Here is a 26227-nt window from a genome sequence, read left to right on the forward strand (position 1 = left end):
CGTCACTCCATTAGAATCCCAAGCTAGACAGCAGATCGTCCACATCATCCTGACCATTGACCACATCGGCACGAGCCTCGGGGTTCATGATAGGGCCCTCTGCTTCAATCCCGTTGACAGGAATACTACGAGTTGAATGCTCAGCAGAAGCCTCACCAAACATGGTCAGCATTTCTATTAATTTTGTTTCAACTTCCTGAACAAGCTTGATGACCTTGCGGATCATCTGACCTGTCAAATCCTGAAAATCTTGCGCCATCAGGATTTCTGTCAGCAGTTGCCGTAATTTATCGGCATCAGACTCTGAAGCCTTAATAAAATCATCAAGTTGGTGACATAAGGATTTGAACTGCCCCACGCTCATGTCACGAGACATCAGGGCATTCCAGTTCGGCATCACCAGCTGGATATTGTCATTCAGGCGATCCGCTATCGGCAAACTGGCTTCCACCGCATCCATTGTGCGATTGGCCGCTTTGTCGGTCATATCGATAACGTAGCTCAAGCGTTCCCGAGCATCGGGAATATCATGAGTAGCCAAATCGGGAATACGGGGATCGAGGCGAAATTCTTGAAGTGAATCATGCAGTTGTCGGGTCAGCTGACCTACTTTTTCAAACAGATCGGCTGCGTTGGGGGCACATACTTCGGCAAGCAGTTCATCGGCCAGCTCAAATTCGCCTTGCTCCAGATGAGCAACAAGCATCCTTGCCTGGTCGAGCGAAATCATTGCTCTCGTTTTGGCCATCATCCCTGCAGCTCCTTAGCCAATTCGTTCGAAAATTTTGTCGAGTTTTTCTTTGAGCGTTGCTGCGGTGAAGGGCTTGACGATGTAACCGTTGACGCCAGCTTGGGCGGCTTCAATGATCTGCTCACGTTTGGCTTCAGCGGTTACCATCAGTACCGGCAGATGCTTGAGCTTCTCATCGACACGGATGGCTTTAAGCAGGTCAATACCTTGCATGCCAGGCATGTTCCAGTCGGTAACTACAAACTGAAAATCACCATTTTTCAGCATCGGCAGCGCTGTATTGCCGTCATCCGCCTCATGGGTATTGTTGAATCCCAAGTCGCGCAGCAAGTTCTTGATAATCCGGCGCATCGTTGAAAAATCGTCAACAATGAGGATTTTCATGTTCTTGTCCAAAATTCCCTCCTAAATAGCCACCAGAGTGGCTCACTTACATGATGCTAAAAACGGGTTGTGTCGTGCGGATTATGCCTTAGAGTTTCATCTCAGTGTAGCCAGTACAAACACTTATAGATGCCAATCTCTCAAACGAGCACGCAATCTGTGCATTGCCTGACTGTGGATCTGGCTCACACGCGACTCGCTGACATTCAAAACCTCGCCAATTTCACGCAAATTCAGCTCTTCATCGTAGTAAAGAGAGAGAACCAAAGCTTCTCTCTCTGGTAGACGACCAATTTGCTCGGATAATTGAATCTGAAATCGCTCGGCAGCCAATTCATCGAATCCCGAGCCTGAAGGAGCATCATCGGGGTTGCCGATCACATCCTCGCTGACCCCCAGATCCTCGATACCGATAATTTTGCCGCAAGAGACGTCTTGCAGCATCGCATGGTAATCAGCGATGGAGACCCCCATCTCGGCAGCAACCTCGGTATCTCGCGCGTCACGACCGTGCGTCTGCTCGACATTCTCGATCGCTTCTGCAATAGCCCTGCTGTTGCGATGCACAGAGCGGGGTACCCAGTCACCACGCCGGATCTCATCCAGCATGGCGCCACGGATGCGGATCCCGGCATACGTCTCGAAGCTTGCTCCCTTGCTACCGTCAAAGTTGCGGGAGGCTTCAAGCAGCCCAATCATACCTGCCTGGATCAGGTCATCCAGCAAGACACTGCTGGGCAGGCGAGCCAACAAATGCTGGGCAATTCGCTTGACCAGGGGAGCATGACGCTCCACCAGCACATAGGAATCCTGATGACGCAAGTACGCTTGGGCTTTATTCACGGGAACCTTCCTGTGTTGTGGCCGGTTTCTGCAACAAATTTTCCAGGAAAAACTCCAGATGGCCGCCCGGCTGGTTGGGAACCGGCCAGCTCGCCGCCTTGTTGGCAAGGGCCCGGAACGCCAGTGCGGCCGGCGACTTGGGAAACGCCTCGACAATCAACTTCTGCTTGCGCACGGCGGCACGCAGATTGGTGTCATAGGGTACACAGGCGACCAGTTCCAGCGAGGTGTCGAGGAAACGATCCGTGACCCGGGTCAGTTTGGCAAAGAGCTCCTGCCCTTCGCGCAGACTGCGCACCATATTGGCCACTACCTTGAAGCGGAACACACCGTGATCTTTGGAGAGGATCTTGATGAGGGCGTAGGCATCGGTGATGGAGGTCGGCTCATCACAGACCACCACCATGATGTCCTGAGCGGCACGGGTGAAGCTCAGCACCATGTCGGAGATCCCCGCAGCCGTATCCACCAGCAGGATGTCGACCTGGGTCTTCATTTCGCTGAAGGCACGGATAAGTTCGGCATGCTGCACCGGAGAAAGCTCGACCATGGACTGGGTGCCCGAGGTCGCAGGCACGATCATCATGCCGTAAGGGCCTTCAACGATGATATCGTCGATGGTGCATTCACCCGCCAGGACATGAGAGAGGTTGCGATGAACCCGCAGCCCCAACATGACATCGACGTTGGCCAGACCCAGGTCGGCATCCAGCACCATCACCCGCTTGCCTTGGGCGGCCATGGCTCCGGCCACGTTCAGGGTCACGTTGGTCTTGCCCACGCCACCTTTACCACCGGAAACGGCGATTACTTTTACTCGATTGTTTTGACGCATTTTGCGCAGACCACTCGCCTGATCCATATACATGTTACTCATAAAACTCCGAATCTTCGGCCTCGCCAAAGCCTGCGCCCCAGAAATAGGGCTCCTCTGTTTCTCGCTCCAGCGAGCCCATGGCAGCCCCAACGAGCTGCGCCGCATTGGCAACCTGAATATCTTCCGGAACCCTTTGTCCGTCAGTGATATAGCTGATGGGCAATGAATTCTGGATACACACGTTAATCACTTCGCCCAGATTCAGACTTTCATCCAATTTGGTAAGTATGCAGCCGCTTAATGGAATACGCCGGAAATGGTCAACCGCCTCCTGCATCACCCGACGCTGGGAAGTTGCCGACATCACCAGATAACTGCGGATCCGCACCTTGGCATTCTTGACCAGGGTATCGAGCTGCTCGGTCAACCGGATATCCCGCTGACCCACCCCGGCCGTATCGATAAGTACCAGCCGACGGTGGCGGAACTGATAAAGGGCATTGGCCAGCTCTTCGGCATCACGCACCTGCCGTACCGGGCAACCCATGATGCGGCCATAGGTCTGCAGCTGTTCATGGGCACCAATCCGGTAGTTGTCGGTGGTGATCAGCGCCACCTGCTCGGCGCCATACTTCATGGCGAAACGGGCAGCCAGCTTGGCGATGGTAGTGGTTTTGCCCACCCCGGTCGGACCAAGCAGTGCAACCGCGCCGCCCTGACGCATGATCTCGTCCTCGCTGATCTTGAGCTGGGCCGTCAGCACTTCGGCCAACTGGGCCATCGCCTGATGGATGGACATATCTTCGGGGATCAGTCCCGCCAGTTGATCGGCAAAGGCATCATCAAAGCCCAGTTTCTTGAGCTCCTTGATCAGCAGAGCCCGCATCGGTTCGCGGCGCTCCACCTCTTGCCACATCAGCCCGGAGATCTGGTGTTCCAGCAATTTACGGATGCTGGCCATCTCCTTGCGCATCCCTTCCATCTCCTGATCCCGCTGGGCAGGTTGAGGGGGGCGCTGGCCGGACGCAACCCGAGCTTTGGGCTTGGCAAGTTCGGGAGCTGCGCCCCACTGCCCCTGCTCGGCCAATGTTCTGGGCGCTGCATTGGCAGCGGCCAGACCGGCCGATTGGGTATTACCCAGTGGCGCCCCATTGCCCGGCTTGAGCTTCTGCTGGCGCGCCAGCAAGGCGGCCAGGGTATCGGCATAATGTTCGTTCTGCTCCTTCGCCGACGTCGGCTCGGGGCGGATCATCTGCCGAGCAGCAGACGAAATATTGACGCTCTCATCGTTCAGCTGACGGCGAACCGGCGCATCTTTGGGCCCCGGAACCTGGGATTGATAATCGACTGCGGCGACTATCTCTACCCCTCCGGTGACCTTCTTGTTGGACATGATGACGGCGTCAGGCCCGAGAGTCTCCTTGACCTCGGCCAGAGCCGTTCGCATATCCTTGGCAAAAAACCGCTTAATCTTCACCCGTCGTCTCCGCTAACTAGTTCTGCCCTACCGCACTGACGATGCGGATCTGCTTGTCGTCGGGCACTTCCTGATAAGACAGAACGCGCAATCCAGGAATGGCATTCTTGACAAATTTCGCCAGGGTATTGCGCAAGATCCCCGATGTCAGAAGCACGGCCGGTTGGCCTTCCAATTCTTGTCGTTGAGTGGCTTCCACCAGCGAACGCTGCATCCGCTCAGCCAGACCCGGTTCAATACCGGCACCATCACCGCCACCAGCCTGCAGGGATTGATGCAATATACGTTCCAATTCCGGCGCCAAGGTAATCACCGGCAGCTCGGGATCGGGGCCTGCAATCTCCTGCACAATCAGGCGACGCAGGGCAATCCGGCAAGCGGCCGTGAGCACTTCTGGATCAGGACTGCGCGGCGCGTATTCAACCAGGGTCTGCAGGATAGTGCGCATATCGCGGATTGGCACGCCTTCATTGAGCAAATTCTGCAATACCTTCACAAGGTTACCCATGCTGATCACTTCCGGCACCAGCCCTTCGACCAGCTTGCTCTGATGTTTGCCAATCATGTCGAGCAGCTGTTGTACCTCGTCATGACCCAGCAACAGAGATGCATGGTTGGTCAGGATCTGGCTCAGATGGGTAGCCACCACGGTCGCGGTGTCTACCACCGTATACCCCAGCGTCTGTGCTTGAGATACCATCTCCTTGGCAACCCAGACCGCTTCCAGCCCGAAGGCGGGATCCCGGGTCGCTATCCCCTGGATCTGGCCGAACACCTGCCCCGGATTGATGGCCATCTCCTTATCATGGTAGACATTGGCCTCGCCGGTACTGACCCCCATCAAGGTGATGCGGTATTGGTTTGGCGCCAGATCCAGGTTGTCGCGAATGTGGACGGCAGGGACCAGAAAGCCCAGCTCTTGCGAAAGTTTCTTGCGCACCCCTTTGATCCGGTTGAGCAGTTCGCCACCCTGATTGCGATCCACCAGCGGGATCAGCTGATAACCCACTTCCAGCCCGATGATGTCCACCGGCATCACATCGTCCCAGCTCAGCTCTTTCTGCTCATGGGGTTGCTCGGCAGTAGCAGGCAGCAACTCACCCTTGGCCGCTTTGGCGGCAGCCAGTTTCTCGCGGCGCAGCAACCACCAGGCGCCAGCGGCGGCAAGAGCCCCCAGACTCAGGAAGGCGAAATGCGGCATCCCCGGCACCAGCCCCATCATCAGCAGAATCCCGGCCGAGATGATCAGCGCCTTGGGATTGTCAAACAGCTGGCCTAGTACTGCGGTACCCATGTCCTGATCGGTATTCTGACGGGTCACTATGATGGCGGCGGCGATGGAGAGCAGCAGGGAGGGGATCTGCGCCACCAGACCGTCACCGATGGCCAACAGGGTATAGATCTCGGCCGATTCGCTGAAGGTCAGCTGGTGCTGCATCATCCCGATGATGAAGCCGCCGATGATGTTGATAAAGAGGATCATGATGCCCGCAATGGCATCCCCTTTGACGAATTTGGAGGCACCATCCATGGAGCCGTAGAAGTCGGCTTCCTGGGTCACATCCTGGCGACGCTTCTTCGCCTCTTCCTGATTGATGAGACCGGCGTTCAAATCGGCATCGATGGCCATCTGTTTGCCCGGCATCGCATCAAGGGTAAAACGGGCACTTACTTCCGCGATCCTCCCAGCACCCTTGGTGATCACCACAAAGTTGATGATCATCAGGATGGTAAAAACGATGATGCCGACCGCATAGTTGCCGCCGATCACCACGTTACCGAATGCCTCGATCACATGGCCGGCCGCCGCACTGCCATTATGACCTTCCAGTAACACCACCCGGGTCGAGGCAACGTTCAACGCCAACCGCAGCAAGGTAGCGAGCAGCAGTACGGTCGGGAAGGCCGCAAATTCGAGGGGGCGGCGGGTATAGACGGATACCAGCAGCACCACGATGGAAAGGGCAATGTTAAAGGAGAAGAGCACGTCCAGCATCAGCGGCGGGATGGGTAACACCACCATACCGAGCGCGGCCAATACCAGCAGAGGGGTGCCAAGGCCTTTGCCCAATACTCCCCGGTACTCTTTGAACTGGCCCAATACTGCCTTGAATTCCATCGCGCTTCTCAATTTCAACCTGCTGGTGCCAGATTAAAGCAAACATCAAGCCAACAATACAAGACATTGAAATGCAATGGATTTATTTTGACTACGTCAGAACTTTGTCATTTGCGATATTCGGTCGGAATGGGGAGATCTTTAGCCAGCGGCTGGGGACGGCGTCCCTGACCGCGGCGGAATTTCTTGAGCTGGAAGACATAGGCGAGCACCTGGGCAACCGCCGCAAACAGCCCTTCAGGGATCTCGTGGCCCAGCTCGGTTGAGTGGTAAATAGCCCGGGTCAAAGCCGGTGACGGCATGATGGGGATCTCGTACTCTCTGGCGATCTCCCTGATCTTCATTGCAATTTCATCGGTGCCCTTGGCCACGACCTTGGGCGCGGCACCGGGTTTTCCCGCATCATACTTGAGCGCTACCGAGTAGTGGGTCGGGTTGGTGATCACCACATCGGCCTTGGGTACATCCCCCATCATCCGGCGCATCGCCATCTGCATCTGCAACTGACGGATCTTGCCCTTTACCTCGGGCTTGCCTTCGCTGTCCTTGAACTCGTCCTTGACCTCCTGTTTGGTCATCTTGAGCTGACGCATGTGGTTCCACTGCTGGAACGGCACATCGATGGCCACGATGGGGAGCAGGGCGCAGCAGAGGATGATCAACATCCAGAGAAACAACTCCAGCGCATCGATAATACCGCCGGGGAAACCCTCCATGGATAGGTTGAGCAGATGATTAAACTGACTTGATAACATCCACCAGGCAAACAGGGTGATGAACACCACCTTGGCGATGGATTTGACCAGCTCAATCAGCGACTGCACCCCGAACATTCGCTTGAGGCCGCTGAGCGGGCTCAGCTTGCTCATCTTGGGCATCATGGCTTCGGTGGAGAAGTTCATCCCCCCCATCAGGGTGTTGCCGATAAAAGCGGCAATCGCCACCAGCGCAAACAAGAGTCCCAGCGGAAGCACCAGTTCCCCCAGCAGCGCCGGCACCATAGCGATCATGGCATTGGGATCGAAAGCCTGCTCCCTGTCCAGGGTAAAGCCCATGGTGACTACCTTGATCATGGCAGTCGCCAGCGAGCCCTTGAGCATCAGCAGGCCAAATACCGCCGAGAGCAACACGCTGGCGGTTCCCAACTCTTTTGAACGTGCAATCTGCCCTTTTTCACGGGCCTGTTGCAGTCGTTTGCCCGTGGGTTGTTCGGTACGTTCCTGGTCGGTATCAGCCATGAGCGCCCCCGAAGCACTGGGTGTTGATCAGCTCGCAGCTGACCTCCTGCACCCGCTCCCACATGATGTCGAAGTGGCCGAGGAACCCGCCGATAGTGAGCCAGAGGATGAGCAGACCCGACATCATGCTGACCGCAAAACCGATACTGAAAATGTTGAGTTGCGGCGCCGCCCGGGTCATGACACCAAAGGCGAAGTTGATTAAGAGCAAGGCGACGATGGCTGAAAGCGACATCACCAAAGCAGCCTGATACATCACACCCAGAAACGCACTCAGGGTTTTCATGGATGAAACCGAGAGGCCGTGCTCGGAGACAGGCAGTGTCTCGAAACTAAGAATGACCAGCCGCAGCATCACCAGATGACCATCCAGCGCCAGAAACACAAGGGTCGCCAGCATCAGATAAAACTGACCCACCACGGGGGCCGACTGGCCATTCATCGGATCCACTAGGGTGGCAAAGCCGAGGCTGGTTTGCATGGCGATGACCTGACCGGCCATCACGAAGCTCTCCATCAGAAACTGGGTCATCAGGCCGAGGGCAATACCGATGAGCAGCTGCTGGCCCAATACCAGAAAGCTGCCGACCGAGAAGAGTTCAATGGTGGGCATTTTCGGAAGCAGCGGGGCAATCAGAAAGGTGATGGCCAAAGCCAGCCCCATCCGTACCCGCGCAGGAGCAAGGCGGCTGCCGAACACCGCCATCACCATCAGCAGGCTGCTCACCCGCGCCAGCGGCCAGAGGATGGAAGACAACCACTCCATGATCAGAGCGGTTGTGTAGGTCATCCCACCACCTCGGGGATTTGATTGACCATCAGTACAAAGAAGTCCATCAGACTCTGCATTCCCCAGTGAGCACCAGCACCCAGCGCAAACAGTGTCACGATGAGACGGGGCAGAAAGCTCAGGGTCTGTTCGTTGATGGAGGTGGCCGCCTGAAAAATGGCTACCACCAGCCCGATAGCGAGGCTGGGCAGGATCACGGCGCTGACCATGATATTGACCAGCCAGAGCGCCTCGCGAAAGACGTCGACAAAGGTTTCAGGACTCATGTTCGGGCTCCTTGCGCTCGACCGGCTAACCGGCACCCAGTCCGAAACTGTTGGCCAGCGACCCCAGAATGAGATTCCAGCCATCCACCATCACGAACAGCATCAACTTGAAGGGCAGCGAGACGATCATCGGCGAGAGCATCATCATCCCCATCGCCATCAGAATACTGGCCACCACCAGATCGATGACCAGGAACGGTAAGAACAGCATAAAACCAATCTGGAAGGCGGTTTTCAGCTCGCTGGTGACAAACGCCGGGATCAGCACTCGTAGCGGCACATCGGCAGGTTTCTCCACCTGCACGTTGGCGATCTCCATAAAGGTGTTGAGATCCTTGATGCGGGTCTGGGCCAGCATGAACTGATGGATGGGCAACTCGGCCCGCTCCAGCGCATCCTTTGCCTGAATGGTCTCGGCCAGATAGGGCTGCAACGCCTCATCATTGATGCGATCCAGCACCGGCGACATGATGAAGAACGACATGAACAGGGCGATGCCGATCAACACCTGGTTGGAAGGACTCTGTTGCAGACCTATCGCCTGGCGCAAGATACCCAACACCACAATGATGCGGGTAAACGAGGTCATCATGATCACCATGGCCGGCAAGAAGGAGAGCGCGGTCATCAGCGCCAGCACTTGCAGGGTCAGGCTGTACTCCTGAGAGCCATCCCCCATGGTCTTGACGGTCACCGCCGACATGGCGTCCTGTGCCAGTGCAGGCCAGGAGCAAAACAGTGGTATCAGCAGGCTGACCAGCAGCCCCGTTTTCAGCCATAAGCCGTTAGCTTTTTTCATGCTTGCCCATCAATTTGCCAAGCTGCTGGGAAAACGCCTGCGGCTGGTTTTCATCCAGCGGCTCCTCCAGCCGGTAGAGAAAGTTGACCTGCTGCGGTGTTACGCCGACCAGCAGTTGCTGTTCGCCCACCTTGACCACCAGCAGCTTCTCTTTGTAACCCACCGGCAACGAGGCGATGACCCGCATCTGGCCGCCCCCAATGGCGGTCGCCAGCTTGCTCTTCTTGAGCAGAAAGCCCAGCACCAGAATGAGACCAATCACCATCAGACTTGAGAGCAACCAGGAGCTCAGACTAGGCACGTTGGCAGATGCCGCTGTCTCGGCAAAGGCCGGAACAGGCAGCAATAACAACAGGAGGCGCATCATTTGAGCTTCTTGATCCGTTCAATCTGGCTTATGACGTCGGTCAGGCGAATACCGAACTTGTCGTTTACCACCACCACCTCGCCGTGAGCGATCAGGGTGCCGTTGACTAATACGTCCAGCGGCTCGCCAGCAACCCGATCCAGCTCCACCACCGAGCCCTGGTTAAGCTGCAACAGGTTGCGGATGCTGATCTGGCTACGGCCCACCTCCATGGCGATGGTGACCGGAATATCGAGAATGGTGTCGAGCTTGCGACGCTCCTCGGCACTGATGGGGGCATCATCTTTCAACTCTTCCAGCGGGGCTGGCTTGGCTTCCGCCGTCACCTGCTCCTCCAGAGCCGCAGCCCAGGCATCAGCCATCAGATCCTCTTCCTCAGTTCCGCTCATCTTGTTTCCTTATGCTACTTCGTGACCGTTTACCGTAATAAACCGTCAATTATCGCTGTTGATCTTCGATACTGCGCTCGAGCTCTTCCAGCTCGGCCTCGCCATCAATTCGTACCCCGCCCCGGGTCACCAGATGCATCTCCGTCTTGACCCCTTCCGGACGTTTGAGCTTGTCGGTGATCTTGAGCGCCACATTATCCTTGGTGCGGCCCATCTTGGCGTGGAAAGTGGGCAAGTCCTCGACAAAAACCAGCAGATTTTCCGGCATATCGACCGGAATGATATCGCCAGGTCGCAGCTCCATCAGTTCACGCAGGGTGAGTTCGGTCTCCAGCAGCTTGGCCCGCAGCTCCACCTTGACGTCCATGATCTCGTCACGCAGCGCCTTGCTCCAGCGTACGTCGGTATCCCCTTTGTCACTCTGCACACCGGCGTCCAGCAGCTCGCGGATCGGTTCCAGCATGGAATAAGGCATCGCCACGTGGAAGTCGCCGCCGCCACCATCAAGCTCGATGTGGAACGAGCTCACCACGATCACCTCGGTCGGGCTGACGATGTTGGCCATTGCCGGGTTCACTTCGGAGTCGAGATACTCGAACCCCACATCCATCACCGGCGCCCAGGCATCCTTGTAATCCTCAAACACCAGTTTGAGCAGCATCTGGATAATGCGCCGTTCGGTCGGTGTGAACTCGCGCCCTTCAATCTTGGCGTGATAACGGCCATCGCCACCGAAGAAGTTCTCCACCAGAATGAAGACCAGTCGGGCCTCCATGGTGATGAGCGCCGTTCCCTTGAGCGGGCGGAAGCGCACCATGTTGAGACTGGTCGGCACAAACAGGGTATGAACATACTCGCCAAACTTGAGCATCTGCACGCCGTTGATCGAGACCTCGGCGGTACGACGCATCATGTTGAACAGACTGATCCGCATATGGCGGGCGAAACGCTCATTCACCAGCTCCAGCGTCGGCATGCGACCACGGACGATGCGGTCCTGAGAGGAGAAGTCAAACTGGGCTACGCCGGGGTCTCCAGCGCCGCCTATCTCTTCCTCTTCGACATCATCGACACCGTGCAAGAGGGCATCAATTTCGTCCTGACTTAACAGATCGCTCACGCTTCACCTACTGCATTACAAAGCCGGTAAACAGCACTTGTTCGATAACGGGGGAAGAGACCAGGTCCTTGAGCACCCGACGGCACTCTTCCAGTGAATCCTTGCGCAGCTTCTCCTTGCCTTCAAAGGTCATCAGCTGTTCGGCACTGGCTGCACTGAATACCCGCAACAAGGTGCCTTCAATCAGGGGGATATTCTGTTTGGCCAGCGTCTCGTCGGCGGTGCCGCGCACCATCAGCTGGATCTTGATCTGCACCAGTCGATCTCGCTGGGCACCTGCGACGTTGAAGACAAAGGGGCGCGGCATACCGACATAGAGGGAAGGTTTAGGCGCTTCCTCCTTGGGGGCAGCCTCGGCACCTTCCGCCGCTTCAGCGGGCGGTTTATCGGAGCCGGAGAGCATCAGGAAGGCGCCAGCACCACCACCGCCCAGCAAAATAACCGCCAGGGCAATGATAATGATCAGCTTCTTTTTCTTGCCCGCAGCCGGGTCTTTTAGCGTCAACTCGTTATCGTCAGCCATCCCTTGTCCACCCTAGTCTCAAACTTGTTCGATATCATAAACTTACTCGGGATTGCATCAAGCATAGAAATCAATTCCGGAACCGTTTGTCGATTCCACCAGCAAACTGGGGTTGGAAGTGGTGAGTTCCCCTTCAACCAGCCCGTTACCGGACCGCGGCTGACCACTACTCTGACCTTGCTGCCCCTGCCCGTTGAAGGTGGGCTGGCCCTGTTGCTGCTGTTGTTGCGACTGCTGCTGCACCTGCGTCTGACCAAGCTGGATCCCCTGCCCTGCCAGCATGTCACGCAGCCGGGGCATCGCCTGCTCCAGCATCTCGCGGGTCTGGCCATGTTGTACCACAAAATGGACGTTGGCCTGGCTGTCGGCCCCCATCTGAATCTGGATCTTCATCTTGCCAAGGCCGAGGGGGTCGAGCTGAATTTCCGCCTGTTGCAGTTTTTCGGCCAGCATCACATTGACCTTCTGGTGCAATTCGGCAGGTGCTTCCTGACTGGCCAGTTTCAAATGGGGTAAATTCTGCGGCTCACGGCGCAGCGTCGTCTCAGCGGCGGGCGCCCGGCTATCGGCTACCTGTGGCTGAGTCTGGCTGTTATGGCCATGCTGAACGGTCTGGCTCGGGCTGCTCTCACTGCTAGATGTCGTCGCAACCAGGCTCTTCTCCGCCTCACCGGCCTTCGGTTTTACCTCAAGCGAAACCGCTTTGCGTACCTCGTCGGTGCCGGTCACTTCCATCTGCTTGATGCCGGCTGAAATGGTCGACAGCGGTGCTTGCGGCCCCTGAGATTCAGCCTGTGCCAACACCTGCTGCGGCGCCACCATCACGGGGGCGGCAGCGCTATCGCTCTGAGCCGTCGCATTTGTCGTTACGCTGCTCTGGGCTGCGGCACTTTCTGCGGCACTCTGCGCCGTCCTCACGGGCGCCGAACCTTGATTAGCGGCGCTGGCTGGCTGCTGGCTACCCTCGGCGGCACCCTTTTCTGCCCCCTTGCCAGTTGCACCACTGCCCTCAGCCGTGGCTGTAGCTGTGCCAGCCTCAGGCTGCTTGAGCCCCTCATTGAAGGCCTTGAGCGCGGCCCCCTGAGTCGCGGCTTGCGTCGCCTGCCCCTTGTTAGTCAAAGCATTGCTGGCGGCGAGATCGGATTTGCTGTCGCCAGCCTCTTTTGCAGCGAGTGACTCCGCGGATTTGGCGGTGCTTGCCGACTCATCGACCGGCAGCACCTTGGCCAGCTGGGCCAGCTGGGCCATTCGCTCTGCCCCCGTGAGGGGCTTGGTCTGCTTGCCATCTGCTCCGAGGGTTTCGCCCTTGGCAAAGGCTTTCTCCCCGGACTGCCCATCCGCAGTGGTGGCGGCATCTTCACCTTCAGAGGAGAGAACGGCAGCAGAGGCATCGCCCTTAGCCACCACTCGCGCCGCTGAGGACGATACGGTGGTTTCTGAAGCCGAATTGGCGGTCGTCGCCAGCGGCGACTGCGCCCCGGTCTGACCGGCAAGCTGGCTGGCAATCCTGACAGCGGCAGGAGTCTGCTCGCTTTCATCAAGCTCAATCCCCTCCAGCTCACCCTCTTGCGGCAACGGATTGCCGTCTACCGTAGTGGCGCTCTGTTGGGCCGCCACCGCCAGCTGGGGAGTCACTAGCGAGGTATCGAGCTTGAGGGAATCTTGCAGGCGCAGCAGAAAGTCGGTGGCAGGGACCTCCTCCACCTTGTTGTCGGCGTCAGGATCCTGCTCCTTGCCGATCTCCTCTTTTGGAGAGGCGCTCTCGGTCGCCAAAGATTTGGCTGATCGGACATGGTTACCGCCCTGAGTGGCCTCGGCGGCGCCCTGCTCGCTGTTCCGGGCTTTGGCAATCAGGGTGGCGAAATCCCCCTTGCTGTCGCTGCCGGTTCCCCCATCGATACTTTTGCTCTCGACGGAACCGCTCAGAGGCGCTTTGTCCAACCCGTTGGCCGCAGCCGAAGGCGTTTGTGTCAACAGTGTCTGCATCATGATGGGATCCCTGAATTCTGGTGGCCCCCAAAGAGATGGCCGCCGACAATGTCCATATCAAAGCAAGTTACAGGCCAGATTGATGAAAGCGTCGCAACATGGCGTACTCATCCAGCATCTTCTGCTCCTGACGCTGGGCTTTCTGCTGCTCGCGGCTCGCTTGCTTCTCCAGTAACAGCTCTACCGCCTTGCGCCGCTGCTGGGCAGCCAGCCACTCTTCACGGCGCTGTTCCAGCGCCTGACGCACCTGCAACACCCCTTCGTACTGCTGGGTCGCTGCCTGTTCGAGCTTGTTGATAAAGGCGTGATACTGGGTGTTTTGCTGGGGTGAAATCCCCTGCAGGCCGCGATCGGTCCACTGCTGGTGATAGATCTGGCGGTACTGGTTGAGAGCATTTTGCTGATCCATGAACAGCTTGAGATCCTGCTGCGCCTTCACCAGTGCCAGCGCACACTGCTGCTCAACTTCCACCAGCCGATCGGCCAACAATACCAACCCTTTACTCATCGTCGACCTCTCTGTTACCGACCATCATCAGCGCATCAATGGCATCGCCACCATCTGCAAGGCTTGCAGGCCATCATCGTAGTGAATAACCTCGCGCATCCCCTGCTGCAAGAACTGATCCAGATAGGGTTTTTGAATGATGGCGCGGTCAATACGCGGATCGGCCCCCTGACTGTAGGCGCCGATGGTGATGAGATCCCGGTTCTGCTGATAGAGGGAGTAGAACTGCTTGAGGGTGCGCGCCAGATCCATATGTTCCGGCGAAGTGACCATGGGCATGACCCGGCTGATGGACTTCTCGATGTCGATAGCCGGATAGTGGCCCGCATCGGCCAGCTCACGCGACAGAACTATGTGGCCATCGAGGATCGCCCGCGCCGCATCGGCAATGGGATCTTGCAGGTCATCCCCCTCGGTCAAGACGGTGAAGAAGGCGGTGATGGAGCCCTGGCCGTCACTGCCGTTGCCCGCCCGCTCCACCAGCGCCGGTAATTTGGCAAATACAGACGGTGGATAACCCTTGGTCGCTGGCGGCTCGCCCACCGCCAGCGCGATTTCACGCTGGGCCTGGGCGTAACGGGTCAGCGAATCCATCAAGAGCAGCACATTAAGCCCCTGATCGCGGAAATATTCTGCAATGGCCAGCGCCGTTTCACACCCCTTGAGCCGCATCAGCGGCGAGGCATCGGCGGGAGCCGCTACCACCACGGAGCGGGCACGCCCCTCCTCTCCCAGAATGTCTTCAATAAACTCTTTCACTTCCCGGCCCCGTTCACCGATGAGGCCGACCACCACCACATCCGCCACCGAGCCGCGAGTCATCATGCCAAGCAGCACGGATTTACCGACACCGGAACCGGCAAACAACCCCATCCGCTGGCCCTGACCAACCGTCAGCACGGCGTTGATGGCGCGCACCCCCACGTCCATCGGCTGATGGATCGGGCGGCGAGAGAGCGGGTTGATGCGGTGCTGGGCAAACTGCACGGTCTGGGAGGAGAGAATGGGGCCGAGCCCATCGAGTGGCTGGCCGATGCCGTCGATGACCCGACCAAGCAGGTTCATCCCAACCGGAATGCCGTGTTCTTCGGTGATGGGCACCACTCGGGCACCGGGGATCACCCCCTTGAGCTGCTCGCTCGGCATCAGATAGAGGCGATCGCCAGAAAAACCGACCACTTCAGCCTCCAGCGTCCCATCAAGGGTATCGATGCGGCAGAGGGCACCGATGGCGGCGCGGCAGCCGATGGCTTCGAGGGTCAGCCCCACCACCCGGGTCAATTTACCGGCGACCGGCGGTTTGGGGGCGCTGTCGCGTACCTTGTACCCTTGCAACCGGTTCAGTAGCGAGCCGCTCATCTGGCCTCCTGAGAGCTAAAAAGTGCAGCCGGACGGCAACGTCCGGCATCGGTTATGGGCGTGAATCCTGCGAAGCCGGTTTCTGCGACGCATTGTCCCGCAAGAAGTTGCGCAGCAGCTGATCGATGCGCCCGGAGAGGGTCATATCGATGCTGGAGAGCTCGGTAGCCAGTTGCAAATCGCCGGGGGAGAGGGTGGGATCGCTCTGCAATCGCCACTGGCGCTTGGCGCACTCTTCGGCGCCAAATGCCTGTTCGATTCGCGCGATATCATCGGGATGCAACATCAGAGTCACCCCCTGTTCGGCTGCGGGCAGCAAGGCCAGCCCCTCTTTAAGCGCCTCCAGCAGAATGCGGGGGGAGGTCTCCGCTTCGTGACGAATGAGCGCACGAGCCAGTTGCATCACCAGCGAGACCAGCTGCTGCTCCACCGCCTGATCCAGCTCGTTAAGCGGATTGGCAAGGCGGGCGGCGAGCCCCTGCCAGTGGGCGATCTCCTGCTCCACCAGCTCGCGGCCCATGGCCAGTCCCTCCTCGCGCCCCTGTTCGAGACCGGCAGAGTGGCCCTGTTGCAATCCTTCCAGCTTGCCCTCTTCCATTCCCTTGGCATAACCGGACTCGCGCCCCTCAGCCATCCCCTCTTCCCAGGCGGCCTGACGGATCGCTTCAAGCTCTTCGGCGGTGATGCTGGGGGTCGGCTCCTGTTCGGGCTCCGGCTCCACCACCTCCTCTTCCTGCTGATACCAGTCAGGGGCCAAGCCGAGGGCATTGGTAGGCGCTCCCGCCTCTACCTCGACCTCCATCTCGGGCCAGCCCCAGGTCTCAACACGGGCATCATCGCCCTCGGGGCGCACATACCCACGCAGTTTGTTGTTCATGCTTTGCGCGGCTCCTCACCACTGCCTGATGCGGGCTTGGCATCGCAATTCTGTTTATGGGCCATGGCTTAGAGGAACTCCTCGCCGCCACCGGCGCCCAGCATGATCTCGCCGGCATCCGCCAGACGACGGGCGATGGAGAGGATCTCTTTCTGGGCCGCTTCCACTTCGGAGACCCGGATCGGCCCCATGGCCTCCAGATCGTCCGCCAGCATTTCGGCCGCCCGTTTGGACATGTTCTTGAAGATCTTCTCGCGCATCTGATCGTCGGAGCCCTTGAGGGCGCGTTGCAGCAGATCCCCCGGCACTTCCCGCAGCATGGTCTGGATGCCGCGATCGTCCACATCGATGAGGTTTTCGAACACGAACATCAAATCCTGGATCTGCTGGCTCATCTCTTCGTCCGACTCGCGGATGGAGTCCATCAGCTGGCCTTCGATATTGGTATCCAGATAGTTCATGATGTTGGCGGCAGCCTTCAGGCCGCCCATCTTGGCTGCCTGGGCACCGGCCGCACCGGCGAACTGTTTCTCCATGATGTCGTTCAACTCTTGCAGTGCCGCCGGTTGCACCTCTTCGAGGTTGGCGATACGCATCACCAGATCGAGGCGCACCTGCTCCGGGAACTGGCTCAGGATCTCGGCGGATTGCTCCGGCTCCAGATAGGAGAGCACGATAGTCTGGATCTGCGGGTGTTCGTTCTGGATGATGCTGGCCACCTGACGGGCATCCATCCACTTGAGCGAATCGAGGCCGCGGGCGCCGGAACCGAGAATGATCTGGTCCACCAGGTTGCTCGCCTTGTCCTCACCAAGGGCCGCCACCAACGCCTTGCGCACGAAGTCTTCGCTGCCGATACCGATGTTGGTGTACTTCTGGATATCGTCGATGAATTGACGGTGCACCGCCGCCACCCGATCGTGACTGAAGTCGGACATGGAGGCCATCGACATACCGAGCCGCTGCACCTGCTTGGGCTCGAGATGACGGAAGATCTGGGCGGCATCCTCTTCATTGAGGCTCAGCATCAGCACCGCAGCCATCTCCATCCCCGACATCTGGTCGAGGATCTGGCGCTGACTGTCGGTGATGTCATTGCCGGTGACTTGACTCTTCTTTTCTTCAGGCATCTTTGTTCGTTACCCATTCTTTAATGACCTGAGCGGCCAGATCCGGCTCGTTCGCCACCAGCGCACGTACCGCCTTGAGCAAGTCTTCGTCACGGTGCAGATCCGGCAGTTTCAGCTGGCCATCGCGGACACCAAACACCTGATCGCTCTCGACTTGTGCTGACAGCAGGCTCAACTCGTCGTCGCCACCCAGTACGGTGTGGTTGTCGAAATCCAGCTCCCCTTCCGGTTTGGCATCCGGGTAGAGCAGTCGCTTGAGCATGGGACGGATCACGGTCACGATCAACACGATGATCACCAGTACCGAGGCGGCGATGCGCACCGCACGCCAGAACCAGGGCTGATCGTAGAGCGGCACCTCGGCCACGGTATCCAGTTCGGGACGATTGAACGGAATCGCGACCACCTCAAGGGTATCACCACGGGTCACATCAAAGCCAAGACCACCGCTCAGCAAACGACGCAATGTATCGAGTTCTGCCTGGGTGCGCGCCTCACGAGTCACGGCCCCGTCGGCACCGGGTACCGCTTTGTAATCCACGGCAACCGAAACAGTCATGCGGCGAATGCCACCCATCTGGCGACGGGTATGGCTGACGGTGGTATCCAGCTCGAAGTTGCGGGTCGCCTCTTTGCGGGAACGGCCCGAAGCAGCAGCGCTGGCACCATCACCACCGGTCGCCTCCTCGGGAATATTGGAGGCGGCAGGGGGCTGGTTGGAAAGGGCACCAGGCACACCACCGTTGCTACCACTGGCGCTGTTCTCTTCCATGGTCATTTCGGAGCGCACAGCAGGCAGGTCAGGGTTATAAGTCTTGCGGGTCTGCTCCTGCTGGGAGAAGTCGAGGGAGAGATCCACTTCCGCCGTATAGTTGTCGGCCCCCAGCACCGGGATCAGGATGGCGTCAATTTTTTGTTTGTACTCCAGCTCCTGCTTCTGCTGCATGGCAAACTCTTTGCGAGTCTGGGCCGAGATCGGGTCTTGCGAGCCGGAGTTGAGCAGGCGGCCATTCTGGTCGGTGACGGTGACACGGGTCGGCTCAAGGCCGTGTACCGCAGAGGCCACCATATCGACGATGGAGTCCACCTCCCCCTGCCCCAGCGCCGCCCCTTTCAGGTTGAGCACCACGGTGGCACTGGGTTTGCGTTCGTTGCGGGCAAACACGTTGTCTTTCGGAATGGCCAGCAGCACCTGGGCCTTGGCCACATTCTGGAACTGCTCGATGGCGCTCGCCAGCTGGCGCTCGCGGCTCAGCTTCAGACGTTCACTCTCCATCCGCTGGCTGACGCCGAAACTGGAATCTTTCAGCAGGATATCTTCACCACCGATGTTGCTATCGGTGGCATTGGCAAGACCGGCACGGGTCAAGGCCAGCTGGATAGTGGGGTAGCTTTCGGCGTTGACCAGCACGCTCTTGCCATCCACCTCGTAGGGGATCTTCTGCTGATCGAGGAAATCGAGAGTCTTCACCAGCTCCTGAGTGGTATAGGTGCCGAGGGGACGCATGTCCGGCTCCTTGCCCCACAGCAGGATAAACACCGCAATGGCCAGACAGATGGCAAGCCCCAGGATCAGGGTGATTTGCCGCAGCACATCGGTGTTGGACAGGAAGCCCAGCGCCGAACTCTTCTGCTCATTTTCATCGAGGGCGGCGGTGCCCTCATCGTTTATCAGCAGATCGCCGTTTTGGTCAGTAGCCACGATTTATGTCCTTATTGCTGACATGTTCATGATGTTCAGTCGTCATGGTTTATTGGCGTCGCTTATACCGGCATGTTCATGATGGTCTTGTAGGCATCGACCATCTTGTTGCGCACCTGTACCGTGGCTTCAAAGGCGATAGACGATTTTTGGCCCGCGATCATCACCTCGGCCAGATCCACCGACTTGTCACCCATATCGAAACGGGTGCGCAGATCATTGGCGGCCCCTTGCAGCTCGTTGACGTTGCCAAGCGCCTGTTGCAGCAGCTGACCAAAGTCGGAGGTTACCTGACGACCGGGTTGTGCCAGCGGCGTTGCGCCTGCTTCGATCTTGAGCGCCTGCATCTCTTGCATCAGGCTGCTTGCACTAATTTCCATTTTCCATCCCCAGACAAATCATTGACGCTGGCAAGCAACAAGCAATTTGAGTGCCAATGCGTTAAAAGCGCGATGCGGATGAGTGGCCAGACCAGGCCGGACGGGTTCGACAACGGCAGGTAGCTCTGATTAAATCCGACTCTGAGGCCCACTTTTGCTGGCTGGCAAGGAGTCTGCTCTGGATTATCGCAAACCCGTGTTCAAGGCGATGGACTACATCAGCCACCATCTGGATGACAATCCGGCCCTGGATGAGGTCGCAGCGGCGGCAGCCATCTCCACCTTCCACTTCCACCGTATTTTCAAGACGATGGTCGGCGAGACCATTGCCGGATTTACCCGGCGCCTGCGTATGGAACGCGCTGCCCGTCGCTTGCTCGCCTCCCCCCAGAGTGACATCACCACCCTCGCACTGGCCGCCGGGTTCTCCAGCTCGCAGAATTTCGCCAAGGCCTTTCGCCTGCACTTCGCCATGAGCCCCTCGGAATACCGCCAGCAGCAGGGGGGAAACTGGAAAAGCAAGATTGGAAACGATCCCCTTCCCTTTGACACCTATGATGGCCTGGTCATGCACCCGGTCACCGAACACCCGGGTCTGTTGCAGGGGGCTAGCGTCAGGCAGATGCCCGCCCGGCGCGTGGCGTACATGCGCCGCCTGGGCCCCTATGGCAAAGAGACCTGCGAGCAAGCTCATCGGGATTTGCTCGCGCTGTTCGCCTCAGACGAGGCGATGACACCGGCGGGTACCCTGAGTCTCTATTGGGATATCCCCGATATCACCGATGAGACCCGTTGCCGTACTGACGTCTGCATCGAGCTGGGGCCAGAGATCCCCGCTGGGCGCCAGTTAACCACCCAGACCATCGCCGCGGGCCCCTATGCGGTTTGTCAGTTTATCGCTCGCGGCGATCAACTGGTCGCTTGCTGGGAAACGGCGTTTCGCTGGGTAGTGGGCCAAGGGCTGAACTGCGACGATCGCCCGTGTTACGAGCAATACCACGCAGGCACGGACCCCGACCGGGAACATTACGTGTTTGATATCTGTATCCCGCTGATCAACCGATAAGCCGATACCTCATTTCCATTTACCCACTTCGGTGCCTTCGGGCACCGAAGCGACGGAGTCATGCCCATGAATATCAAAACGCTGTTTCTCGCCAGCCTGCTGGTAACGCTTCCCGCTGCCGCCAATGCCCACTCACAGAGCCAGACACTGATCTTTGGCGGCACCATCTACAGTGGTGATCCGGCGAACCCTCACCCGGAAGCGGTCGGCATTGAAGGTAAAAAGATAGTGGCAGTCGGCAGCTATCAGGAGGTCAGCGCCCGCCTCGGCAACCATGCCAAGCGTCTTGATCTGAAAGGAAAGTACCTGATGCCGGGGCTCATCGACAGCCATGTTCATGCGGCATTTGCCGGTTTTCAGGGGATGACGGTTAACTTTCCCGATGCCATGAGTGAGGTTGAGCAGGTGCAGCAATTTCTGACCCGCAGCAAGGATGATCCCCGCCTGACACTGGGCGATGTAGAGCTATACAGCAATGTCTCCCTCGACTACTGGCATCAGCTTCCCCTGCTCGCTCAGGTGTTCAATGGCCCGCAATACCAGCAAATACCCGTAGTACTGGCCGGTTCGGATGCCCACACCGGTTGGGCCAATCAGGCCATGCTGCGCAAGGCTGGCATTGATGCCGACACCCTTGCCGGTCGTTATGCTCCGCTGAAAGGCAATTTTGGCCTCACCCCATCCGGCATGCTCAATGGCTTTGCCTCGGAAGGCGGCTGGGATGCCATCCTCAAGGCGCTGCCCCCCGTCAGCGACGAGACGATTGCCAGTGCTATCATGACCGCCGCCAAACAGCTCAATCAGGTGGGCATTACCGCCTGGATGGACCCTATCAGCAACATTCGCCCCCTCGCCCCCATCTTCAACGCCGAGCCGGATCGCCGAGATACCGGCCTGCTGCCGGCGTACAGCATGCTCTCCCGGGAAGGCAAGCTGACCGGACATGTATCCGCACTGGCACTGGTGGGGATACATGCATCACCCGCCATCATTGATGACGTATTGGCGCTGCAACAGCAGTTTCAAGATGCCCCGGACGTTAAACTGGTGGGGATAAAGATCCTGCAAGATGGTGTCATCGAGTATCCATCCCAGACCGCCAAGTTGAGCGAGCCCTACCTCAACCGTCCCAGTTACAGCGGCAAGGACGATCTGGACAAACAGCGTTTCAACGAGCTGATCCGCACCGCGGATGCCCATCAACTTATCACTCACTTTCATGCCATCGGCGATCGGGCCGTCCGTGAATCCCTCGATGCCATCGCCTATGCCCGGGCCCACAATCAGGATCACCACCTGCTGCACAGCATCACCCATCTGGAGGTGGTGAGCCCGGCCAGCATTGCCCGTTTCAAACCGCTCAATGTGGCCGCATCGATGCAACTCTTGTGGGCCGGTAAAAACGTGGCGACCACCCTGCTGCTTGAAGGAAAAGTGCCCCCGGCACTGCTAGCCCGCCTCTATCCGGCAGGCAGCTTGCTGCAAAGCGGCGCCATTATCGCCGGTGCCAGTGACTGGCCGGTCTCCAGCCCCAACCCTTTCCTCGCCATGTATACCGCGATCACCCGCCAAGGTGAGCTTGGCTTGCTGCCCCCCGCCAGCGAGCAGATCAGCCGTCAGGCCATCTTGCAGGCCTATACCCTCAACGCAGCCAAGGTAATTGGACGGGAGAAAGAGATTGGCTCCATCAGCGCGGGCAAGAGTGCTGACCTGATCTTGCTGGATCGCAATCTGGAGCAAGTAGCAAGCGAAGAGCTCAAGGAGACCAAGGTGCTCTGGACCATGTTCAAGGGCAAGCAGGTCTATTCAGCCCACTGACACCGAGAGAACAAACAGGCCCGCACTGCGGGCCTGTTGGCGAGATCACGACAGGATTAGCGACTCGTTTCAGTCAAGTCCTTGTCAATCCAGTACTTGGAGCCGGAGATATTGGCATCGAGCAGCAAGCCCTTCTCGCCAATCTGGTAGATGGCCATGCCGCCGTTGTATTTGGCGGTCAGCTCGGCGCTCTCCTTGCCGGCCACCACACCCACTTCGGAGGTAGCTTCCCACCCCTGGGTCACGAAGTTATCGAATCTGGCCTTGTCTTCAAACAGGATCACCTGCTGATAAAACTTGCCGCCAATCCCGGCCGCCAGACCCGCACCAAACATCTTCATATAGGTGTGCTTGCCGGTTTTGCGATTGACCGCCACCCCGGCCCCCTGATTGGTATGCAGCATCAGGGAGAACTTGCGCGAATCGAACACCGCATAGCCATAAGCCTTGTCAAACAACAACTTGGCTGATGGCTGCTCGTTGAACAACCGGATCAGCGCAGTGTCGGCCATGGTATTGAGCGCGATCCTCGCCTCTTTCGCCGTCTTGGGGTTGAGCATCTCGTTGAGCTCCTTGTCGGCTGCCTTCAGCCACTCCTTGCCGGTCGCGATGCTCTTGTCGGTCCAGACCCCGGCGGTATTGAAGGCATCCTCTCCCCAGGCCGAGATGGAGGCCCAGCTCTTCTTGGAGAAATCGCTGACATCCTGCCACACCTCCTTGCTGGTCTCGCTCACTGCCGCTCCCAGATCGGACGCTGCGGCCTTGAGCTTGGCCCAGTCGGCATAACAGGGTGAGAAGGCCAGACTCAGTGACAAGGCCAGCAACCAGTTACGCTTGTTCATTTTTTCACTCCCGTATTGTCGAGTGTCTGGGTTACCTGAGACGATCACCTACAACAGGCTACCCGCTGAAAATCACTCCCGCATTATCGGAAGGGGAATCCGGTTAAGCAATCATTGAGTCCTGTTTATACCGCCACAGCCCAACTGCGGTTAACAAAAAGGCTGCTCATCAAAGAGGAGCAGCCTTGTTAAGCACAGTAAAACCGGACGGGCTTATTCGACCATCATCACCTTGCAGGTGTTGGTACTACCCACGGTTTCCATCTTGTCACCGTGAGTCAGCAGCACCATGTCGCCGCTCTGCAGCAGCCCCTTCTCCTTGAGCACGGCCAGCGCGTCGCGGCACACTTCGTAGACCGGTTTGGTCTCGTCACCGTCAAACATCACCGGGGTGACGCCACGGTAGAGATTGGTCCAGGCCAGGGTCTTGTTGTGAGGGGACATAGCAAAGATCGGCAGACCGGAGCTGATACGGGACATCAGCAGCGGCGTGGTGCCGGACTCGGTCAGTGCCACGATCGCCTTCACCCCTTCCAGGTGGTTGGCCGCATACATGGTGGACATGGCTACAGCTTCTTCAACGGAAGTGAAGGTGTAGCTCATGCGGTGGTTGGAGACGTTCAGGCTCGGGTGCTTCTCGGCACCGACACAGACGCTCGCCATGGAGGTCACGGTCTCGATGGGGAACTGACCGGCAGCAGTCTCGGCGGAGAGCATCACCGCATCGGTACCATCCAGCACGGCGTTGGCCACGTCCATGACCTCTGCACGAGTCGGCAGCGGCGCATTGATCATCGATTCCATCATCTGGGTCGCGGTGATCACCACACGGTTGAGACGACGGGAGTGGCGGATCAGCTTCTTCTGTACGCCAACCAGCTCGGGGTCACCGATCTCGACACCCAGATCGCCACGGGCAACCATGACGGCGTCGGAGCCGAGGATAATGTCTTCCATCGCTTCGTCAGTGGCGACAGTTTCGGCGCGCTCAACCTTGGCCACGATCTTGGCATTGGAGCCGGCTTCGCGGGCCAGCTCGCGGGCATAACGCAGGTCATCGCCACAACGGGGGAAGGAGACCGCCAGATAGTCCACGTTCATACGGGCAGCAGTCTTGATGTCTTCTTTGTCTTTCTCGGTCAGGGCCGGAGCGGAGAGACCGCCCCCTTTCTTGTTGATGCCCTTGTTGTTGGAGAGCGGCCCGGCCACGGTCACCGTGGTGTGAATGCGGGTGCCTTCAACCTGCTCGACCTTCAGTTGTACACGGCCATCGTCCAGCAGCAGGATGTCGCCCTGTACCACATCGTCTGGCAGGCTCTTGTAGTCGATACCGACCTGCTCCTGACAACCTTCACCCTTGCCGAGCGCCGCGTCAAGAATGAACTTGTCACCGATGGCCAGATAAATTTTGCCATCCTTGAAAGTGGAAACACGGATTTTCGGGCCTTGCAGATCACCCATGATGGCGACGTGACGACCGAGCTTGGCAGCAATGTCACGCACCTGATTGGCGCGCAGGATATGGTCTTCAGCAGTGCCGTGAGAGAAGTTCATCCGCACCATGTCGGCCCCGGCGCGGATGATCCCTTCAAGGATCCCTTCGCGGTCGGTAGCCGGACCGAGTGTGGTTACAATCTTTGTACGTCTAGGCATGAAAGACTCCAATATGAAGTTGATATGACTTGAGATTCTGCCCCATCAAGCCCATGGCTCGATGCACCCGTTTGCAAACCATCTGGGTGGTTTTTGTTATTAAATTACAATACTACACCAAGGCGGGTGGCATAGACAGTCGGGGGCCGGAGCCCCCGACGGTTCAGGAAGAGTGCGGGGTTTCGAAGCGGGATTCGCGCAATCCCTCTTTTACTTTCTTCAGATTTTCGCGAAATTTCATCCCACGGCGCAGGGTAAAACCGGTCGCCAGCACATCCACCAGCGCCAGCTGGGCGATGCGGGATGCCATCGGCATATAGACATCGGTATCTTCCGGCACATCCATGGAGAGCACCAGATTGCACTCGCGGGCCAGCGGGGAGTCCTTGGCGGTCATACCGATCACGGTGGCGTCGTTCTCGCGGGCCAGCGCGGCGATCTCGACCAGTGCCTTGGTGCGGCCGGTGTGGGAGATGAGCACCACCACATCCCCTTCGCTGCTGTTGATGCAGCTCATGCGCATCATGACGATATCGTCAAAGCTCACTACCGGAATGTTGAAGCGAAAGAATTTGTTCTGGGCATCGCGGGCAACGGCGGAGGAGGCGCCAAGGCCAAAGAAGCTGATCTTCTTGGACTGGGTCAGGATATCGACGCAGCGGTTGATGGCAGAGATATCCAGGCTGTTTTTGGCGGCATCCAGACAAGCCATGGTGGATTCGAAGATCTTGGCGGTGTAGGTATCAGGCCCATCTTCCGCTTCCACATGACGATTTACGTAAGGGGTGCCATTGGCCAGGCTCTGGGCCAGATGGAGTTTGAAATCAGGAAAGCCCTTGGTATCGAGACGGCGGCAAAAGCGGTTGACGGTCGGTTCACTGACGTCGGCCATCTTGGCCAGAGCGGCGATGCTGGAGTGGATGGCGGTCTGGGGAGACGCCAGGATCACCTCGGCAACCTTGCGTTCTGATTTACTGAAACTTTCCAAGTTGTTCGTAATTTTATCAAGGGTATTCATCA

Annotated in this window: 26 protein-coding genes; 2 read left to right on the forward strand and 24 right to left on the reverse strand. The window is 58.2% G+C overall.

The annotated features are described in order from the left end of the window. Window positions 1–10: 10 nt before the first annotated feature. From I6L34_RS04400 to fliE, 21 genes are all read right to left on the reverse strand, one after another. On the reverse strand, window positions 11–751 hold the full coding sequence (locus tag I6L34_RS04400; protein ID WP_005353668.1) for a protein phosphatase CheZ: 741 nt from the start codon (window positions 749–751) through the stop codon (window positions 11–13). A gap of 12 nt (window positions 752–763) precedes the next feature. Further along, entirely contained in the window at window positions 764–1147 is a 384-nt protein-coding gene (gene cheY, locus I6L34_RS04405; protein ID WP_013723552.1) for a chemotaxis response regulator CheY, read from the reverse strand. Window positions 1148–1258: 111 nt separating this feature from the next. Continuing rightward, window positions 1259–1978, reverse strand: coding sequence for an RNA polymerase sigma factor FliA (locus I6L34_RS04410; RefSeq protein ID WP_019444723.1), 720 nt, complete (start codon window positions 1976–1978; stop codon window positions 1259–1261). After that, entirely contained in the window at window positions 1971–2846 is an 876-nt protein-coding gene (locus I6L34_RS04415; protein ID WP_013723550.1) for a MinD/ParA family protein, read from the reverse strand. The genes I6L34_RS04410 and I6L34_RS04415 overlap by 8 nt, the downstream gene beginning before the upstream one ends. A 1-nt stretch (window position 2847) precedes the next feature. Beyond that, window positions 2848–4272, reverse strand: coding sequence for a flagellar biosynthesis protein FlhF (gene flhF, locus I6L34_RS04420; protein WP_058055735.1), 1425 nt, complete (start codon window positions 4270–4272; stop codon window positions 2848–2850). 16 nt (window positions 4273–4288) lie between these two features. Next, entirely contained in the window at window positions 4289–6391 is a 2103-nt protein-coding gene (gene flhA / locus I6L34_RS04425) for a flagellar biosynthesis protein FlhA (protein ID WP_058055734.1), read from the reverse strand. Between the two features lie 107 nt (window positions 6392–6498). Beyond that, window positions 6499–7629: a flagellar biosynthesis protein FlhB gene (gene flhB, locus I6L34_RS04430; RefSeq protein WP_005334720.1), complete on the reverse strand. Its 1131-nt coding sequence runs from the start codon at window positions 7627–7629 to the stop codon at window positions 6499–6501. Next, window positions 7622–8419, reverse strand: coding sequence for a flagellar biosynthetic protein FliR (fliR, locus tag I6L34_RS04435; protein ID WP_216955877.1), 798 nt, complete (start codon window positions 8417–8419; stop codon window positions 7622–7624). The genes flhB and fliR overlap by 8 nt, the downstream gene beginning before the upstream one ends. Beyond that, complete coding sequence (gene fliQ, locus I6L34_RS04440; protein WP_058055732.1) at window positions 8416–8685, reverse strand: flagellar biosynthesis protein FliQ; 270 nt, start codon at window positions 8683–8685, stop codon at window positions 8416–8418. The genes fliR and fliQ overlap by 4 nt, the downstream gene beginning before the upstream one ends. A gap of 25 nt (window positions 8686–8710) precedes the next feature. Continuing rightward, window positions 8711–9484, reverse strand: a complete 774-nt coding sequence (fliP, locus tag I6L34_RS04445; RefSeq protein ID WP_139398689.1) for a flagellar type III secretion system pore protein FliP — start codon at window positions 9482–9484, stop codon at window positions 8711–8713. Beyond that, a complete protein-coding gene (gene fliO, locus I6L34_RS04450; protein ID WP_110302524.1) occupies window positions 9471–9851 on the reverse strand; it encodes a flagellar biosynthetic protein FliO in 381 nt (126 codons plus the stop codon). Before fliO ends, fliP begins: the two co-directional genes overlap by 14 nt. After that, a complete protein-coding gene (gene fliN / locus I6L34_RS04455; RefSeq protein WP_005298791.1) occupies window positions 9848–10240 on the reverse strand; it encodes a flagellar motor switch protein FliN in 393 nt (130 codons plus the stop codon). The genes fliO and fliN overlap by 4 nt, the downstream gene beginning before the upstream one ends. Window positions 10241–10289: 49 nt before the next feature. Then, the gene (gene fliM, locus I6L34_RS04460; protein WP_005334736.1) at window positions 10290–11360 is read right to left on the reverse strand and encodes a flagellar motor switch protein FliM; all 1071 of its coding nucleotides are present in this window, start codon (window positions 11358–11360) and stop codon (window positions 10290–10292) included. 7 nt (window positions 11361–11367) lie between these two features. After that, complete coding sequence (gene fliL, locus I6L34_RS04465) at window positions 11368–11883, reverse strand: flagellar basal body-associated protein FliL (protein WP_005334744.1); 516 nt, start codon at window positions 11881–11883, stop codon at window positions 11368–11370. Between the two features lie 57 nt (window positions 11884–11940). Beyond that, complete coding sequence (locus I6L34_RS04470) at window positions 11941–13872, reverse strand: flagellar hook-length control protein FliK (RefSeq protein ID WP_216955880.1); 1932 nt, start codon at window positions 13870–13872, stop codon at window positions 11941–11943. Window positions 13873–13939: 67 nt separating this feature from the next. Beyond that, window positions 13940–14380: a flagellar export protein FliJ gene (gene fliJ, locus I6L34_RS04475; RefSeq protein ID WP_108539643.1), complete on the reverse strand. Its 441-nt coding sequence runs from the start codon at window positions 14378–14380 to the stop codon at window positions 13940–13942. Between the two features lie 27 nt (window positions 14381–14407). Further along, window positions 14408–15739: a flagellar protein export ATPase FliI gene (gene fliI, locus I6L34_RS04480; protein ID WP_042054465.1), complete on the reverse strand. Its 1332-nt coding sequence runs from the start codon at window positions 15737–15739 to the stop codon at window positions 14408–14410. Window positions 15740–15791: 52 nt separating this feature from the next. Further along, window positions 15792–16616 (reverse strand): flagellar assembly protein FliH, encoded by an 825-nt coding sequence (fliH, locus tag I6L34_RS04485; protein WP_058055729.1) that lies wholly within the window; start codon window positions 16614–16616, stop codon window positions 15792–15794. A 68-nt stretch (window positions 16617–16684) separates the two neighbouring features. Then, complete coding sequence (gene fliG, locus I6L34_RS04490; protein ID WP_005334749.1) at window positions 16685–17746, reverse strand: flagellar motor switch protein FliG; 1062 nt, start codon at window positions 17744–17746, stop codon at window positions 16685–16687. Further along, complete coding sequence (gene fliF / locus I6L34_RS04495) at window positions 17739–19448, reverse strand: flagellar basal-body MS-ring/collar protein FliF (RefSeq protein WP_216955884.1); 1710 nt, start codon at window positions 19446–19448, stop codon at window positions 17739–17741. The genes fliG and fliF overlap by 8 nt, the downstream gene beginning before the upstream one ends. Window positions 19449–19510: 62 nt before the next feature. Beyond that, window positions 19511–19828, reverse strand: coding sequence for a flagellar hook-basal body complex protein FliE (fliE, locus tag I6L34_RS04500; RefSeq protein WP_005362062.1), 318 nt, complete (start codon window positions 19826–19828; stop codon window positions 19511–19513). 154 nt (window positions 19829–19982) lie between these two features. On the opposite strand from fliE, the gene I6L34_RS04505 reads away from it, so the two are divergent. Continuing rightward, window positions 19983–20894 carry a GyrI-like domain-containing protein gene (locus tag I6L34_RS04505; RefSeq protein ID WP_216955887.1) on the forward strand — a complete coding sequence of 304 codons (912 nt, stop codon included), beginning with the start codon at window positions 19983–19985 and terminating at the stop codon, window positions 20892–20894. 66 nt (window positions 20895–20960) lie between these two features. Beyond that, the gene (locus I6L34_RS04510) at window positions 20961–22712 is read left to right on the forward strand and encodes an amidohydrolase (RefSeq protein ID WP_216955890.1); all 1752 of its coding nucleotides are present in this window, start codon (window positions 20961–20963) and stop codon (window positions 22710–22712) included. Window positions 22713–22768: 56 nt separating this feature from the next. Here I6L34_RS04510 and I6L34_RS04515 read toward each other — a convergent pair whose 3' ends face one another. The 3 genes from I6L34_RS04515 to I6L34_RS04525 form a co-directional block, all read right to left on the reverse strand. Next, window positions 22769–23554, reverse strand: coding sequence for a hypothetical protein (locus I6L34_RS04515; protein ID WP_216955893.1), 786 nt, complete (start codon window positions 23552–23554; stop codon window positions 22769–22771). A 213-nt stretch (window positions 23555–23767) separates the two neighbouring features. Further along, window positions 23768–25207: a pyruvate kinase gene (gene pyk / locus I6L34_RS04520; protein WP_005362071.1), complete on the reverse strand. Its 1440-nt coding sequence runs from the start codon at window positions 25205–25207 to the stop codon at window positions 23768–23770. Window positions 25208–25370: 163 nt separating this feature from the next. After that, entirely contained in the window at window positions 25371–26225 is an 855-nt protein-coding gene (locus I6L34_RS04525; protein WP_005334759.1) for a MurR/RpiR family transcriptional regulator, read from the reverse strand. Window positions 26226–26227: the final 2 nt, after the last annotated feature.

Origin of the sequence: Aeromonas sp. FDAARGOS 1404 (genome assembly GCF_019047085.1) — a bacterium.
GTDB lineage: Bacteria > Pseudomonadota > Gammaproteobacteria > Enterobacterales > Aeromonadaceae > Aeromonas > Aeromonas veronii.

Excerpts from the sequence above, each read along its gene's own strand:
- I6L34_RS04510 (WP_216955890.1), top strand. The coding sequence starts at position 20,961 with ATGAATATCAAAACGCTGTTTCTCGCCAGCCTGCTGGTAACGCTTCCC.
- fliQ (WP_058055732.1), bottom strand. The coding sequence starts at position 8,685 with ATGAGTCCTGAAACCTTTGTCGACGTCTTTCGCGAGGCGCTCTGGCTG.
- fliH (WP_058055729.1), bottom strand. The coding sequence starts at position 16,616 with ATGAACAACAAACTGCGTGGGTATGTGCGCCCCGAGGGCGATGATGCC.
- I6L34_RS04515 (WP_216955893.1), bottom strand. The coding sequence starts at position 23,554 with ATGAACAAGCGTAACTGGTTGCTGGCCTTGTCACTGAGTCTGGCCTTC.
- flhB (WP_005334720.1), bottom strand. The coding sequence starts at position 7,629 with ATGGCTGATACCGACCAGGAACGTACCGAACAACCCACGGGCAAACGA.
- fliL (WP_005334744.1), bottom strand. The coding sequence starts at position 11,883 with ATGGCTGACGATAACGAGTTGACGCTAAAAGACCCGGCTGCGGGCAAG.
- I6L34_RS04400 (WP_005353668.1), bottom strand. The coding sequence starts at position 751 with ATGATGGCCAAAACGAGAGCAATGATTTCGCTCGACCAGGCAAGGATG.
- fliR (WP_216955877.1), bottom strand. The coding sequence starts at position 8,419 with ATGACCTACACAACCGCTCTGATCATGGAGTGGTTGTCTTCCATCCTC.
- fliJ (WP_108539643.1), bottom strand. The coding sequence starts at position 14,380 with ATGAGTAAAGGGTTGGTATTGTTGGCCGATCGGCTGGTGGAAGTTGAG.
- flhA (WP_058055734.1), bottom strand. The coding sequence starts at position 6,391 with ATGGAATTCAAGGCAGTATTGGGCCAGTTCAAAGAGTACCGGGGAGTA.
- fliP (WP_139398689.1), bottom strand. The coding sequence starts at position 9,484 with ATGAAAAAAGCTAACGGCTTATGGCTGAAAACGGGGCTGCTGGTCAGC.
- I6L34_RS04415 (WP_013723550.1), bottom strand. The coding sequence starts at position 2,846 with ATGTATATGGATCAGGCGAGTGGTCTGCGCAAAATGCGTCAAAACAAT.
- fliN (WP_005298791.1), bottom strand. The coding sequence starts at position 10,240 with ATGAGCGGAACTGAGGAAGAGGATCTGATGGCTGATGCCTGGGCTGCG.
- fliI (WP_042054465.1), bottom strand. The coding sequence starts at position 15,739 with ATGAGCGGCTCGCTACTGAACCGGTTGCAAGGGTACAAGGTACGCGAC.
- pyk (WP_005362071.1), bottom strand. The coding sequence starts at position 25,207 with ATGCCTAGACGTACAAAGATTGTAACCACACTCGGTCCGGCTACCGAC.
- fliG (WP_005334749.1), bottom strand. The coding sequence starts at position 17,746 with ATGCCTGAAGAAAAGAAGAGTCAAGTCACCGGCAATGACATCACCGAC.
- I6L34_RS04525 (WP_005334759.1), bottom strand. The coding sequence starts at position 26,225 with ATGAATACCCTTGATAAAATTACGAACAACTTGGAAAGTTTCAGTAAA.
- fliO (WP_110302524.1), bottom strand. The coding sequence starts at position 9,851 with ATGATGCGCCTCCTGTTGTTATTGCTGCCTGTTCCGGCCTTTGCCGAG.
- fliE (WP_005362062.1), bottom strand. The coding sequence starts at position 19,828 with ATGGAAATTAGTGCAAGCAGCCTGATGCAAGAGATGCAGGCGCTCAAG.
- I6L34_RS04470 (WP_216955880.1), bottom strand. The coding sequence starts at position 13,872 with ATGATGCAGACACTGTTGACACAAACGCCTTCGGCTGCGGCCAACGGG.